Consider the following 15,432-nt stretch of genomic DNA (forward strand, 5'->3'; position numbering starts at 1 on the left):
CAGTGACTAAGTAGGTGGGTGGAATTAAATATAAGATGAACGTAGGTTGGGTTGAAGCATGAAACCCAACTCCCGCATGGGTTACGCTACCGCTAACCCATCCTACAAATAATTGTGCCTCCCTACTTAATTGGAAGCAAGTAGCAATCCCTTTGCTATAATAGGGTCTGCTGAAAAGGTTTTTCCTGGTGGCAGGGTGTGGGGTGTGGGGTTTTACCGATTTTGTTCCTACCTCACCATTAGGATAACTGCTGTAAATGAAATAACCGACTAATGAAAAAGATAATATTGACTTTATTAGCTTGGCTTTTAGTTGCTAACATGAATAGCCAAGGGGTTTTAGCAGTGACGCTCGATTTTCAATGGTTGGGAAATCAAGGCTATACAGCTAAAGGTTCTTTTAGTTATGATGAAAAAACGGCCCCGACTATCTTTTCGGAAAAAGGTTCGGGAAAAATGCGAGTTTTAGAAAATTTTCAAGTATCTTTTTATGATAACAGTGGTCAAGAGATCGCTAAATACGATAATGTCAGCCAGGGAATTTCCTCGGCTAATTATTTTCAGTTTAATTTTAATACCAAAACCGGTCAAGTTTTCGGCTCGATCGATCTGGGGGGTGAAGGGATGGGGGAAATCTATCTTCAAGGGGTGGTTAACGATAATTTGGCCCTCTTGCGGGTGGAGTCGGTAGATCTGGTCATGGATGAGGATGATTCACCAGAAATTATCACTCAGTTTTAACTAGGGTTTGCTGAAAAAGTTTGTTGGTGGGGTTAGGAGTCAGTAACCGGTCGTTTCAGGCTTTGTTATCCTCTTTTTTTGTACCAGTTTATGTACTAAAAGAAGGATGATGCAAGGTTTTTGAAGGTCTTAATCCTATTTTCGCAGCATGAACATCGGAGTTTTAGCAGGTCAAAAGCCTTATTTTAAAAGGGTTTTACCATTATTCAGCCAACCCTAACTAAATCGATCGGGAAAATAGGGATTATCCTAGCCTAATTTTTCCGCTAATTCTAACCAGCGATCGGTTAAATTATCAATTTTTTGACTTAATTGAGCTAATTCTTCGGTCAGAGCGGTTATTTTGGTAAAATCTTCTAGGGGTTCTCCATAAAGTACCTGTTCAATTTCGGCTTTTTTTGCTTCTAAAATTGGTATTTGTTTTTCGATATCTTCGTATTCTTTTTTCTCTTTAAAAGAGATTTTTTTATTGACAGGTGACGGAGAAGCTTTAACAGTTTTTGGGGTGACTTTTTTTTCTTTTGGTTCCTCCTCCTCTTTTTTCTGATCGAGATAAAGGGAATAATTGCCTGGATATTGACGGATATTACCCCCGGTTTCAAAGGCAAAAATAGTATCAACTACTCGATCGAGAAAATAGCGATCATGGGAAACAACAATCACACAACCGTTAAAGTCCTCTAAATATTCTTCTAAAATTGCTAAAGTCTGCACATCGAGATCATTGGTGGGTTCATCTAGGATTAAAACATTAGGCGCACTCATCAAAACTCGTAGTAAAAATAAGCGTCTTCTTTCCCCTCCAGAAAGTTTATAAATTGGTGCATACTGTTGATCGGGAGGAAAGAGAAATTTTTCTAACATCTGGGAAGCGGTAATCACGCTACCGTCTAGGGTTTTGACTAATTCGGCCACACTTTTCAGATATTCGATCACTCTTTGATTTTCGTTGATATTGAGATCATCGGATTGTTGATCGAAGTAACCAATATGAATAGTGGAACCGATGTCAACCGTGCCTGAATCGGGGAGAGTTTTCCCGGTAATAATATCCATGAGAGTAGATTTTCCTACCCCGTTACTGCCAATAATACCGATGCGATCTTCGGGAGTAAAAATATAGGTAAAATCTTTAATTAAAGTATGATCGCCGTAAGCTTTCGAGATCTTTTCTACTTCAATAACTTTTTTGCCGATGCGTCTTCCTGCGGTGGCAATATCGACTTTTCCTTCCACCTGTTTAAATTCCTTATTACCCATTGCCTGAATGCGATCAATCCGCGCTTTTTGTTTGGTGCTGCGTGCTTTTGGTCCCCGGGATAACCATTCTAATTCCCGTCGTAAAACTCCCGCGTGTTTGCGTTGACTACTGGCGATCGATTCTTCCGCTAAAGCTTTTTTTTCTAGATAATAGGCATAATTACCGGAATAAGTAGATAAATCTCCCCGATCGATTTCAATGATGCGATTAGTCACTCGATCGAGAAAATAGCGATCGTGAGTAATTAATAATAATCCTCCCCGAAAACGGGACAAATAACTCTGTAACCACTCCACGGAAAGCGCGTCTAAATGGTTGGTGGGTTCATCCATCAATAAACAGTCAGGATCGGCTAAAAGTGCGGTAGCGATGGCGATTCTTTTGCGATATCCCCCCGATAAATCTCCCACGCGAGCATTAAAATTATCGATGCCCAGTTTACTTAAAATAACTTTAGCATTGGTTTCTAAATCCCAGGCGGCAAGTTTATCAATTTGTTGCGAAACCCTTGACAAACGTTCCATAATAGTATCCAGATTTTCTGGCTCATGGACAAGGCGATCGGACAATTCCTCGTATTCCTTAATTAAAGTCATACTTTCGCCACTATCGGCGAAAACCTGCTCTAAAACCGTTTTATCATTGTCTAGATCGGGTTGCTGGGGTAAATAGACGATTTTCATCCCGGAATTGATTTGAATTTCGCCACCATCGATCGCTTCTAATCCGGCGATCATTTTCAATAGGGTCGATTTTCCCGATCCATTCGTACCGATCAGGCCGACTTTATCGCGATCATCGAGGCTAAAACTGGCATCTTTGAGAATTTCCTTGATACCGAAGTCTTTTTTGAGCGATCGAACCGTCAGCAGTGTCATGATTTCTGGGAATAATCCTTCTTTTCTAGTGTAGTGTCTGGACTAATGCAAAGGATAGATTAAGCAGGTTCTGCTGAAAAAGTTTTTCCCGAGGAAAAAAAAACCTGTCCCTAATGCCGACGATAACCAGAAAAGGGACAGATTGGCTCAATGGAATGAGATTATTTTCAGGGGCCAGACGGCATCAGGAATTACATCATGCCCATGCCACCCATGCCACCCATGCCACCCATGCCGCCCATGCCGCCCATGCCGCCCATGCCGCCCATATCGGGGGCTGCGGCTTCTTTAACGGGTTTTTCCACCACGAGGGCTTCCGTAGTTAAGACCATACCAGCGATGGAAGCGGCGTTTTGAACGGCTGACCGTACCACTTTAGCCGGATCGATAATTCCGGCGGCGATTAAGTCTTCGTACTTGCCGGTGAGGACATTGTAACCGACGCTAAAAGCGGTATCGCGCACACCTTCCACGATCACATCGCCTTCCACACCGGCGTTGTTGGCTAACTGACGCAGGGGGGCTTCTAGGGCTTTGGCGACGATATCGGCGGCGACTTTTTCCTCATCGTTAGTGAGAGAAGCTTTGAAAGCCTTCACCTTAGAAGCCAGATGAATCAAGGTTGTACCACCGCCCGGGACGATACCTTCTTCCACGGCGGCTTTGGTGGCATTGAGGGCATCTTCGATGCGGAGTTTGCGATCCTTGAGTTCGGTTTCTGTGGCTGCCCCGACTTTAATCACGGCCACACCGCCGGCTAATTTAGCGATGCGTTCCTGTAATTTTTCCTTATCGAATTCAGAATCGGTTTCTTCTAACTGTTTTTTCAGTTGGGCGAGACGTTTCTGCACATCGGCCTTATTGCGGCTGTCTCCGGAGGCGACAATAATTGTATTGTCTTTCTCTAGGGTGATTTTTGCCGCTTGCCCCAGCAGATCGAGGCTAACCGTGTCAAGACTTAAGCCCACTTCTTCGGAAATCAGACGACCGCCGGTGAGGATGGCGATATCTTGTAAAACCGCCTTGCGACGTTCCCCAAAACTGGGGGCCTTGATAGCGACGACATTTAAGACACCCCGGGCCTTGTTGACCACTAGAGTGGCTAAGGCTTCGCCGTCCACATCTTCGGCGATAATTAATAGGGGACGACCTTGACGGGCAACGGCTTCGAGGACGGGGACTAATTCAGCGATCGCACTGATTTTTTTATCGGTAATCAGGATCAGGGGGTTGTCGTACTCGACGATCTGTCTTTCTTGATCGGTGATGAAATAGGGAGAGATATAACCGCGATCAATCTGCATCCCTTCCACTACTTCTAATTCCGTGGTTAGGGATTTCGATTCTTCCACGGTGATTACGCCATCGGTGGTGACTTTTTCCATGGCGGCGGCGATCATTTTTCCCACTTCTTCATCGTTGCCGGAAGAAACGGTGGCCACTTGAGCGATCGCATCTCCAGCGATCGGTTTAGCGACGGCGGCGATTTCTTCCACCAGATAGGCGATGGTTTTGTCCAGTCCGCGTCTTAAAGCGACGGGATTGGCCCCGGCGGTAACGTTTTTCAGACCTTCTTTAATTAAAGCCTGGGCGATGATGGTGGCGGTAGTGGTGCCATCTCCCGCTAAATCTTTGGTTTTTGCCGCTACTTCCTGAATTAATCTCGCCCCGGTGTTTTCGAGGGGATCCGACAATTCGATTTCTTTGGCGACGGTGATGCCGTCATTAACGATCTGGGGGGCGCCGTATTTCTTTTCTAACAAGACATTGCGTCCTTTCGGACCGAGGGTGATTTTTACCGCATCGGCCAAGGCGTTGACACCTCTTTCTAGGGCGCGACGGGATTCATCTTTAAAGGCAATGATTTTGGACATGGTATCGCTGTTGTGATAGGACTCCTTATAGTTAATTTAGCACTCTTAGGGCTTGAGTGCTAATCCCGGTGTGCGGTTATTGAGGAGATCAGGGTGTTATCTCCCCACGGCAGACTGAATTGAGTTAAAAAAATAAAAATTTATCAAGATTTATGAATAATTGCAGAAAATCAATGATAACTATTGTAGCATCGGGGAGATAATCGAATTTTAGCCCATTTTCGCCTTTTTTTTAGGAGAAGACAATCATGATTAATCCGAATCATGCTATCGAACAAAAAATTAATCAATTTATTCTAGAAACCCAAAATAAATTTAGTCAGGATAAATCAGCTACCCTTGCTAGTTACCAAACAGAAGCCAAAACAATCACTCAAGAGACTAATAATTTAAGAGATGAACTTATTCAAAAACTAGGTGAATTAACTTTTTCAGACCCTTTACCTAGCAGAGAAGAATTAGAAAAACAAATAATAGCTCATATAGATCAGCTTGTGGAGACAATCAACCTTTTATCTACGGGTAAAAGTTCAGAAACTCCTCTTGATACTTTAAGCCAAGAAACTGATAGTTTAGTTGCAACAATTACGACTCTATTCGATGCTAATGCTAACGTTCCAAACTTGCCAAAACTTAAGGAAAAGCTAACTGCTTGGCAAACAAAAGTTAAAGATACTTTGGTTAAATTTTCCACGACTGTGGAATTACAACAGAAAAATGAGTCTTTGATTGCTGAACTGAAGGATAAATTAGACAAATATAGTTCAATTCCTGAAGTAGATGAACCCTTTGAAAAGTTAGTCAAGGAATTTAAAGATAATTCTGCACAACTACAAGTACAAGAAGCAAGTGTTTTATTTCAAACTTTAGACGATTTAATCAATGAAATTAAAGCTAGAGATGAGGTGATTAAACTAAATCAAAGAATTGATACTTTGCTGGGAAAAACTAAAGAACAAGTAGCGGGATTCCCTCCAGAATTAGACCGGGAAGTACAGGGAGAATTAGCCAAATTAATTATAATACTAGGGATAGCGCAGGTGGAACTCATCAACAGTTCCAAAGCTTGGGATATCATGCAAGTAAAGTCGGTGGTAGATGCTGGAGAAATTGCGATTAAATCTTTAACAGGTCAACCTAATATTATTTTGGCACAAAAATTACGCTATGCTGCCGAAACAGGATTAAGAAAAACCCAGATGGGTTTTTGGAATGGTCTAGCCGAATTCAGAGGTAATCTTTTCCATTCTATCAAAATACCTACAAAAGTTTTAATTGGATTAGTGTTAGCTCTCCCTTTGAATTGGGGTATTATGAACTCCCCTCCAGTGAAGGATTTGCTTATGCCCTTACCTCCAATCTCAAATTCTAGTAACCAAAATACTGAGGACAAAGATGGAAATTTTAGACTCTTGATATTGATATTGATGACAGGGACTTTAGGGGGAGCAGTTAGTCTTCTAACTCGTTTGCAAGACTTTGATAATCCCAAAAATCAAAAATATGACGATGACTTATTGCCATTGTCAATTGGTTTAACCAAACCCATTTTAGGGGGAAGTTTCGCTTTCTTTATTCTGCTAATTCTTAACTCTAGCATTTCTCCCTTACAAATTCGGACTGACAATGGAAATAAGGGGAATGACACCTATTTATATGGACTTTTGACAATGGCTTTTGTGGCTGGATTTAGCGAACGTCTTATTCCCGATTTAATTAATCAAGTGGAGAAAAAAGTAACTGTAGAGGCTAGTTCCACTGGACAGGGACTACCTCCAACGATTTTGATCGCTCCGCCTATCGCAAGTTTAGCATTAAACGGGGAGAAAGAATTTAGCATTAATCCCGTTGGTAACTACACCATCACAATCTCACCGCCAGAAAGCGGTAAAATTGATAAAAATACCACTGATGCCAAATTTACCTACACTGCACCCCCACAAGGAAATGCTGGGGATACAATTACTATTACTGCTACTTCTGATTCCGGACAAACTGCCAAGGCTACGGTCACTTTAACTGCATAAAAAAAGACCGAGAGAGCCTTCTAGTTTGACAAAAAAGGATAACTCCCATTTACCCCGATTTCGGGTTAATGGGAATAGCCAAGGCTTGAACTTGAATTTTTTTTAACTCGGAAACTAATCGAATCGCCTGCTGTTCGTAGAGGGGGGCGCCGAGAGTCGCTGGCAAATTTTCCATGAGATCGCTGGCGGTTTTCAGGGGACAATTAGAAAAACGACTGATCACGGTGGGTGCTTCTGCGGCAATATTGCGGTTAAAGGCTTTTTCCACCCGCACGCGCCAAGTTTTGGGAGTGCGACGACCCTGTTCCACCCGTCGCAGTCCGTTGATAGTGGCCAGCACTACAATGCGATCGCCGATGCGTAAATTGAGATAATCTTCGGGCATTAATTTCGGGGCTTGCCGTTCTCGTTGGTGTAGGATCGGCACGACTCGATAACCGTAGGCAATATCCCCGATCGAGCTACCATTGAGAGTATCTCCAGCTTCGATCTCGTATTCTGTCACCAGAATCGTTTTTTGCGCCCAACGGAACAGATAGATGATATTTTCTCCGAAAGCGGCCCCCGTAAAGGCTTCTGCCGCTACGGTGTTGGTTCCCAAAATGTGAGAGCGGGGCAGAATTTGACTTAATTGTTGACTAAGGTTGTCGTCGGTGGTGCGGATGACTAAGTAGCTTTGGGGGTTGAGTTTGCGGGTGGTTAGGGCTACTTCTAAATTGAGGATTTCGTCATCAGTAACAATCGCTATACTTTTAGCCCTATCTAAATTGACATTTTTTAAAGATTCTTCGATATTTCCCGTCATCAGGGGCATTTTTGGCAGGATAGTTGCATCAAAATCCCTATTTAAGCTGACCCCGACGATCGCCTGTTGCATTTCTAGTAATAAATTAGCCACTTCTTTGCCGACTCGACCTAAGCCCACAATAACGATATGATTCTGTTGGGGAACTGGGGGACGGTTAGGGATAAATTGAAATCTTGATGATAATAAAGTTTCTGTCAAAATGGCATAGAGAACCCCGATAAAAGCGGTTCCAGCTAAGGTTAAAAAGAGACTAAATAGCTGCATCCACCAGGGAACCGCATTTAAATCTTCGGGGTTAGAGGCACCGAAAACATCACCGTAACCACCTAATAAAAGAATCGCCGTTCCTGAAAGAGCGGAAATAAAGGAAGCTCTCGGGGCGTAGAGATGGAAAAGAAAAGTCCCGATAATTACCAGCAGGATAATGATAAATACTGACATGAAAGCCACCCGGTGAATTTGCTGCTGAAAACTCAATTGCCAGAATTGTTGGATTTCTTTGAGCAATTTTTGCCAAAAATGCCGCAACTTCTGGCGAGAATTTGAAGGTTTCTGGCGGGTAGCATCGATGTTTTGATAGGTAGTTTCGATGGTGGTAATGGTATCACCGGCCCCGATAGTGGTGGTGGGGGACCATTGATAAAATCCGGCCCTTAAAGGTTCATCGGGGGCTGTGTGTGCTAACAGACGACGGGTGGGGGTATTTAAATCACCTAAAAAGCGATCGAGTAAACCATCTTCGGGGCTAATTTGTCTCTGGATAATCCGCAATTTCTGACCGTCGAGATGCAAAAAACCGAGGGTTTCCGTGCCTAATGTGGCTAAAGCAAAGGCATTGGCGGGTAGTTGGGTGGGTTCATAGGCGATAAAATTGCCTAAACGTTCCTTAAGTAGCTGATTGAGATTATCTTTAGAAGAACGCACCACTAAGCGGGTAAGGGGATTTAATTGCCGAATAATTAGGGCAGTAGTGGCATTAATTCGCTCATCACTGGTGACAATTAAAGCAGCCCGACAGCGATCGATTCCCGCTCTTGCTAAAATGTTTTTTTGACGACAATCACCGATAATTATTTCCTCTAATAAATCGGGAAAATCATTAATTTCCCAACTGGGAGGCTGTATTAGTTCGATACCGACGACGCTAACCCCAAACTCTTTTAAAGACTTGACGCAGTGTTGTCCGAGACTACCCAATCCACAAACTAAAAAGCGATCGGCTAACTTGACATTACCATGGACAAAGCTGAGAGATTCTTGGTTCATAGATTCTGCTTGTCTTAAAAAATAGAATGCTTTTTCAAAATTCCGATCCCCCCTGCCCCCCTTGATAAGGGGGGTGCTGATCTCCCCTTAATCTAGCCTTAATTTTTTCTTAATAAGAAGGGTGTCTGACAATTTTTAACACCCACCTAATTATAACATACCAGCGTTTTTATTGCGTACTCGTTGATACATTTCTTCCATATTTAATTGGGAAGCAACGAAGTAATAAACTCCAGCAATATATTTACAGGGATTTTGTCAATCGGGACAGGAATAATTAGTTCAGCTTTTTTCTGAGGGAAAAACCTAAATAGTGATTTCAGCTTTCATCGACTTGACTTTTAAACTAACTTCGGGATGAGATTGCTTTAATCTTGCTTGATAAACCTGAACATTGGTTCCAGCTTTTGATACTCTAGAAGCGACAATATAGCATTCTTTTTTAGATTTTTTATGTCTTTCTTGTAAGCAAGAATGATTTAGAGTTGACAATAATTGATCATAAGCTTGTTCAATATTTTTACCCTTGAGTTCAATATAAAGAGCCAAGCTACAGGGACTATCAATTTCTAACAGCCAGTCGCATCTTTTTCCCTCGATGATTAAACAATTATCTATTTTTATCTTAGTAATTAATTTCTGACTATTATTATTGACGATGAATTCTTTCCCATTTTCCTTAACTTTGACTATTTTATTATTATTGCATTCAGAACAGTGACTAATATCCATTATTGTTGAGCCTTTCTTTCTAAAATTTCTTCAAACTCTTGACTAAGTTCATCGGAGACAGCATCGAGGTTATTGATACCAATCAAGTTCACCTCTGTATCTAAGATACTTTGAGTTTGTCCGTTGCTAATTGTGTAGGCTGACACATCTTGAAATTGAATAGTATTTTTATAACCTAAAGATTTTTGTGCTTTGACAGGCTCAACGTTAGCTGCCATGATTTTATTATTCAAAGCTGTGAGAATGTAGGGACTATGGGTAGTGAGAAAAAAACGACAATTTTTATTAGCATAAAGTAAGGTAAATAGTTCTACCATATCTCTTTGAGCGGAGGGAAAAAGATGGGTTTCAGGTTCCTCAATGAAAAATTGATTAGATTCGTGAGTGGCAAAAAAGGGGAAAACTAAGAGAATTAATAACATTGGTAAGGCTTCTTGTTGTCCGCTTGAAGCATCAATTAAGTTAATCTTTCTCCCATCGGCATGATAAAGCCAATCTTGATCTTTTTCTCTTCCATAGCTACCCGATAGAATTTTTTCAGTAATTAATTTAATTTGATCATAAAGTTTTTTATCATCTTTTTTATATAGGAATAAACTTTCTGATTCATTAATTATTCTGTATTGGCGTTGAGCATTTTCATAATTAGAGCCAAAGTTGATAATGAGAGGATCAAGATCAAAATTATTAGCTAAAAAGGCAAAAATATTATTGGTCAAGTATTTAACAAACAGAGTGCGACCAGCTGGAATAAAGAAGATTTCTGTGGGTATAAATCCTTCTCGATCTTTAAATAAGTCAGAAGCAGAAAGATTATTTTCGATGTATTCAAGAGCTTTTGAGCTTGATTTTAAGCTATCATCTCTATCCAATCGTCTTATCTGTCTAATGATTCTATTATAAAGCTGTTTAAAATTTTCTGAATAGGTGAATGTTAATTTATAATATCCATCGGAACTTTCTTTATGTCTTTCAATAATAAAAGTAGTATTTTTAAAAGCATAACTTATTTTAAAGGACTGATCTTTCCACGCATATCTAGGAAATAGCTGCTCGAAATCTTGCAGCACCATGCGTCTGATAGCTTTTTGATCCTTAGCATTAAAAGCATAAATTTTAATCTTTAAAAACAAAAATGTTTCAAATAAAAAAACTAATTTAGCAATAATACTTTTACCAGTGGACTGTTCACCGATGATAACATTAATTTTTTTAATCTCTATTTCCGCATACTTAATAATCAGAAAATTTTTAATAGTTAAGGATTCCATTGTGTCTCTCTTATGTCCAGTCTCATAACAATACTAGCAGGCTAGGGGTAGATTTTCAATTACTGTCAGTTGTTAACCTGTTTATTCTAATCTACCCTCCTAATGGATAGATATCTAAGTCAAAAAGTCAGCAATTTAGCTACAGCGTTTCTGATCAAGATAAAGTGTAACCTAATTTGACATCGGGACTGACTCCTGACTCCCCAAAAGGAAAACTTATATTTTTTTAAAGTATCCCTGCATTTTTATTGCGTACCCGTTGATACATTTCTTCCATTACCTCGATAAAGGAAGTATCCTTATCCCAAAACGCAGGATAATCACCAGCTTTTTTAATGACAATTGCGGGAATAGTTGCGGATTTAACTAACTGAGGATTTTCTGGTAAACGGTGATGAGAGTGCCAAAATTCTTTGAGATCAATTGTTTCTGCTGCCGGTATGGTTTCGGGTTTAGTGTGATAGGAGATAACGGGGTTAAGAGGAATTTTTTCCTCTTGGATGGAGGAGGAAAGCAGCTTACCGAGGGGAGTTTTTGCTAACTCTTGCAGTAATTTTTGACGAGAGATACCCCGTAATTCAAATAAGAGGAAAGGATCCTGATCTAATTGGGAAGCAACGAGGTAATAAACTCCAGCAATATGTTTACAGGGATTTTCCCAATCGGGACAGGAACAATTGGTGATAAAATCCTTTTGACTGTGGGGTAATAAGTGCAGATTCAGATCGCTAAATGCTTCATCAATATTATCGGGAACTTCTTTGAGCAGCAGTTTAGAGATCATACTCGCTCTTGAACCAAGATTATATAAAGCTTGTGACCACTCTGCTTTAGTAATTGGTTTAATCTCGATACTCACCCTATACAAAGGTTCTTTGTAAACTCCAAAGTAGGGATTAATGGAACCTCGCACCTGAGCAGTAATTAAATTACCATCAATTTTATAATTCTTGACTTTATCATTTTTAGCGTAGGAACGTCCTCGACTCAAACGCGCTGAGTCGGTAAATTCCTCTAATGCTTCTATAAAGCGTTGTCCCCACCAAGTTTTACTAAATTTATTCATAGGTTTACCTCGATTAAATAATTGTCTGTTTATTCAATGCGATTAACTGACGAAAACTTTCGTTATCTAATTCCGTTAACCAGGATTCATCATTACTAACAATAGCATTAGCTACCTTTTTCTTTTCCTCGATCATTTCATCAATTCTTTCCTCTAAGGTTCCCAAAGTGACAAATTTATGCACGAAAACATTTTTTTGTTGACCAATTCTAAAAGCGCGATCGGTTGCTTGATTTTCCACCGCAGGATTCCACCAACGATCGAAATGAAAAACATGATTTGCTTTGGTTAAAGTAATGCCAACTCCCCCAGCTTTTAAGGATAAAATAAATATGGAAGGTTCTGTTTCGGGATGTTGAAATTCTTCGATCATTTGTTCTCGTTTTGGTTGAGAAGTCCCCCCGTGAAGATAATAGGTATTGTAGCGAAAAGTTTGTTTGAGGTACTTTTGTAAGGAGTCACCGATTTCAGTAAATTGAGTGAAAATTAGCAAACTATCTCCCTCTAAAATTACTTCTTCTAGCATTTCTCCCAAACGCTCTAACTTATGCGATCGCTCAGGAGTAAAAGCGCTGTTATCCTGTAAAAATTGACGGGGATGATTACAAATTTGTTTCAAGCGCATCAGGGTAGATAAAATTAATCCTTTGCGTTTTATTCCCTCCGCTTCTTCTAATTGTTTTTCCACTTCTTTGATGACAACTTCGTAGAGAGAAGCTTGTTCTTTAGTTAAATTACAATACTGTTTGTTTTCCACTTTGTCAGGTAAATCTTTAATTATCTGCTTATCGGTTTTTACCCGACGCAGAATAAAAGGTTCCACTAATTTTTTGAGAACCGTGGACTGGAGACGATCATTTTGTTTTTGGATTGGCACTTCAAACGCTTTACGAAATTGAGTTTCTTTACCTAAATAACCGGGGTTAAGGAAGTTAAAAATTGACCATAAATCAAGCAGTCTATTTTCTACTGGAGTTCCCGTTAATGCGAGACGATGTTGTGCAGATAAACTTAAGATTGCTTTAGTTTGTGCTGCTTTAGGATTTTTGATATTTTGTGCTTCATCAATTACTAAACGTTGCCAAGATTGCGAGTTAAATAATTTCAAATCCTTGCGAACTAAGGTAAAAGAAGTAATGACGATATCCTTTTGACTAGCTACTGTCTGAAATTCGCTCTCATCTTGATAGCGCTTACTACCATGGTGAATTAAAACCTGAAGATGGGGGGCAAATTTTTCAATTTCTTTTGCCCAATTTCCCACCACAGAAGTGGGTGCGACTAGCAGAGTTGGCAAAACATTATTATCTCCCTCTCTTTCCCCAATCAATCTAGCAATTACCTGTAGGGTTTTTCCTAATCCCATATCGTCAGCAAGACAACCATTTAACCCCAATTGTTCTAGGTATTGAATCCAGGCAACTCCACGCTTTTGGTACTCCCGCAGCGTTCCTTGTAATTGGGGAGGATTTTCGATCGGTTCTAGTTGACTAGGATTTTGTAATTTCTCTAGCATAGAACCCAAAAATTCATCGGTTTCAACAATAATCTCCTCTGGGGATTCGGCAGCTTTTTTCATTAATTCAATCAGATTCATTTCAGGATTTTCCTGCTGATATTTCTCCCAAAAATCCAGCATTTGCTGCATTTTATTTTGTTCTAATTCTACCCATTGACCTCGAAATTTAACTAGGGGTGTTTTGGTGTTAATTAATTGTTGCCATTCCTCTTGGGTAATAGTTTCTTCACCGATGGCTAGTTCATATTGATATTCAATGATGTTTTCGAGGCTAAAAATACCTTTACTAACGGGGGTAGATTTGCCTGATTTAGACGTAGTTTTTAGCCGAACTTTGGCGCGTTGACGACCTTCGGGAGTCCACCAAGCTGGAATAATCACTTTATATCCCGCATCTTCTAAAATCCAAGCAGTTTCTTTTAAGAAAGTAAAAGCTTCTGTAAGGTTGAGAGAAAATCCCGTCGGTTTATCCGTTTCTAATCCTTGCCAAATGGGGGGATAAATACGGGCAGCATAACCCAAACTTAGTAAAATATTTTTGTCTAAATCCTGACCAAAATGCGCTCGTATGCTTGTTCTAGTTTCAGGTACTGCATACCAATATTCGTCTAATTCTAATCGCAGGGAGGGGTCTTGTTTAGAGATGAGGATAAAAGTAATTTGCCACTGTTCAATATTATTTTCTGGGGCCTCCGTTAGTTTAAAACCAAGGCTAAAACTAGATATATTTTGGTCTCCTAGTAATTGCTGTCTCCAAGTTTGCCACTGTTGATATTTTTCTAAAGCGGCAGCGGTTTGCAGAAATCCAGCAGCCTTAGTCACAGAGAAGCAATCACCTATAATTGTCTCGCTAATTTTTTTATCAAAACTGGCAGGAATTGCCGTATTAGTGACAATTTCATTGAGGAGACATTCGGAGAAGTGCCGGAGTAGGGTTTTGGGATCGTATAATTGTGGCGAAGCATGGGGATTTTCAGCGCCGGCAAGACAAATGCGGGGAAGATATTCGAGATAGTGATCGAGATTGGGTTCGTAGGTTGCTGATATAATTTCCCAAAGAGGGTAGATGGCAAAGTTAGCGGTTTTCTGGTTATTTGTGGCTAATTCTCGATATTTAAAGGCAGGAATATAGTTATCTTTGAGAATTATTTCTTTAAAAGCTTGACTGTAGTGATACCAAAAAAGTAAATCTGCACCTAACTGAATCTCTGAGGAGTTGTAAAGACAGATAAAGTGCAGATCATTGAGCAGTTTAAGTACAGGATTAAGGGGATAACAATCAATTTGCCAAGATTGCCATTGGCTATTTTCTGGGGGTTCTTTTTCTAGATAACGTAGTAATTCTAAGGAGGGTAAAGGTTGATTCTCGTGACTAGGTAAAAGAAAGTAGCGGGGGACAAATTGCCGACTAAGAGGATTATAATTCGATTGAACTATTCCTAACTCTCCAGTGAGAAAGCTAGTTAATTCTTCTTTGCTTAACTGAAAAGGATGATAATTATCAGCAGTGGTGCGACTCTTTTTCGGGGTGCTAGTTTCTCCCCAAAGATAAAAGCTACCCTTCTGAATAAATTCATCCGTTGATTGGGGAATCCAAGTACCGTGAAGAATTTTCATGGTTTTTAATGAGTACAAAATAACTTAAATGAGGGCAATACTTAGCCTCTAGAAAAATTGTAGCGATTATGGGAGGATTCTCCACACTTTTTTGTCCCTTTGCGAACCCAGAAGTCCTCTGGATAAGAGAAAAAGGTTATTGACTCTCCCCCGCTAACCGCTCGCGCGGTGTAGCGGGGGATTCTCGGTTCTTAGGCTTTTAACTAGATCGACCTGGTTTAACCCGGTCGATCCCCGTCAAATCGCCTCCGCAAGCGTTTTCTAACACGGTCAGTCCGACCGCATTTTTTCCTCGGTTCTCAATTACCTTCGCTGATGCCGTATCTCTCGGTTCAATGTGGCCGCAAGAATCACACCGGTGAACTCTTTCCG

General features: G+C 40.4%; 9 protein-coding genes. 2 read left to right on the plus strand and 7 right to left on the minus strand.

Features of this window, described 5'->3' with window-relative positions; all coding sequences use genetic code 11:
* Window positions 1-273 precede the first annotated feature (273 nt).
* Entirely contained in the window at window positions 274-741 is a 468-nt protein-coding gene (locus PX482_RS08230) for a hypothetical protein (protein ID WP_002759849.1), read from the plus strand.
* Between the two features lie 249 nt (window positions 742-990).
* On the opposite strand, the gene PX482_RS08235 is transcribed toward PX482_RS08230, so the two are convergent.
* Both PX482_RS08235 and groL read right to left on the minus strand, forming a co-directional pair.
* Window positions 991-2,880: an ABC-F family ATP-binding cassette domain-containing protein gene (locus PX482_RS08235; RefSeq protein ID WP_002759848.1), complete on the minus strand. Its 1,890-nt coding sequence runs from the start codon at window positions 2,878-2,880 to the stop codon at window positions 991-993.
* A 191-nt stretch (window positions 2,881-3,071) separates the two neighbouring features.
* Window positions 3,072-4,754 carry a chaperonin GroEL gene (gene groL, locus PX482_RS08240; RefSeq protein WP_002797729.1) on the minus strand — a complete coding sequence of 561 codons (1,683 nt, stop codon included), beginning with the start codon at window positions 4,752-4,754 and terminating at the stop codon, window positions 3,072-3,074.
* A 248-nt stretch (window positions 4,755-5,002) separates the two neighbouring features.
* Between groL and PX482_RS08245 the strand changes: the two genes are divergently transcribed.
* Window positions 5,003-6,781 (plus strand): hypothetical protein, encoded by a 1,779-nt coding sequence (locus tag PX482_RS08245; protein WP_288093660.1) that lies wholly within the window; start codon window positions 5,003-5,005, stop codon window positions 6,779-6,781.
* 49 nt (window positions 6,782-6,830) lie between these two features.
* Here PX482_RS08245 and PX482_RS08250 read toward each other — a convergent pair whose 3' ends face one another.
* The 5 genes from PX482_RS08250 to PX482_RS08270 form a co-directional block, all read right to left on the minus strand.
* Window positions 6,831-8,855 (minus strand): potassium channel family protein, encoded by a 2,025-nt coding sequence (locus tag PX482_RS08250; RefSeq protein ID WP_288093661.1) that lies wholly within the window; start codon window positions 8,853-8,855, stop codon window positions 6,831-6,833.
* Window positions 8,856-9,161: 306 nt separating this feature from the next.
* Window positions 9,162-9,587, minus strand: coding sequence for a hypothetical protein (locus tag PX482_RS08255; RefSeq protein WP_288093662.1), 426 nt, complete (start codon window positions 9,585-9,587; stop codon window positions 9,162-9,164).
* A complete protein-coding gene (locus tag PX482_RS08260) occupies window positions 9,587-10,858 on the minus strand; it encodes an AAA family ATPase (RefSeq protein ID WP_288093664.1) in 1,272 nt (423 codons plus the stop codon). The genes PX482_RS08255 and PX482_RS08260 overlap by 1 nt, the downstream gene beginning before the upstream one ends.
* 226 nt (window positions 10,859-11,084) lie before the next feature.
* The gene (locus PX482_RS08265) at window positions 11,085-11,924 is read right to left on the minus strand and encodes an SWIM zinc finger family protein (RefSeq protein WP_288093665.1); all 840 of its coding nucleotides are present in this window, start codon (window positions 11,922-11,924) and stop codon (window positions 11,085-11,087) included.
* 13 nt (window positions 11,925-11,937) lie between these two features.
* Entirely contained in the window at window positions 11,938-15,060 is a 3,123-nt protein-coding gene (locus PX482_RS08270) for a DEAD/DEAH box helicase (RefSeq protein ID WP_288093666.1), read from the minus strand.
* Window positions 15,061-15,432 lie beyond the last annotated feature (372 nt).

Origin of the sequence: Microcystis sp. M53602_WE12 (assembly GCF_030065455.1) — a bacterium.
Lineage (GTDB): Bacteria > Cyanobacteriota > Cyanobacteriia > Cyanobacteriales > Microcystaceae > Microcystis > Microcystis aeruginosa.

Coding starts and splice junctions, on each gene's coding strand:
- PX482_RS08260 (WP_288093664.1), bottom strand. CDS start 10,858: ATGGAATCCTTAACTATTAAAAATTTTCTGATTATTAAGTATGCGGAA.
- PX482_RS08265 (WP_288093665.1), bottom strand. CDS start 11,924: ATGAATAAATTTAGTAAAACTTGGTGGGGACAACGCTTTATAGAAGCA.
- PX482_RS08270 (WP_288093666.1), bottom strand. CDS start 15,060: ATGAAAATTCTTCACGGTACTTGGATTCCCCAATCAACGGATGAATTT.
- PX482_RS08235 (WP_002759848.1), bottom strand. CDS start 2,880: ATGACACTGCTGACGGTTCGATCGCTCAAAAAAGACTTCGGTATCAAG.
- PX482_RS08245 (WP_288093660.1), top strand. CDS start 5,003: ATGATTAATCCGAATCATGCTATCGAACAAAAAATTAATCAATTTATT.
- PX482_RS08250 (WP_288093661.1), bottom strand. CDS start 8,855: ATGAACCAAGAATCTCTCAGCTTTGTCCATGGTAATGTCAAGTTAGCC.
- groL (WP_002797729.1), bottom strand. CDS start 4,754: ATGTCCAAAATCATTGCCTTTAAAGATGAATCCCGTCGCGCCCTAGAA.
- PX482_RS08255 (WP_288093662.1), bottom strand. CDS start 9,587: ATGGATATTAGTCACTGTTCTGAATGCAATAATAATAAAATAGTCAAA.
- PX482_RS08230 (WP_002759849.1), top strand. CDS start 274: ATGAAAAAGATAATATTGACTTTATTAGCTTGGCTTTTAGTTGCTAAC.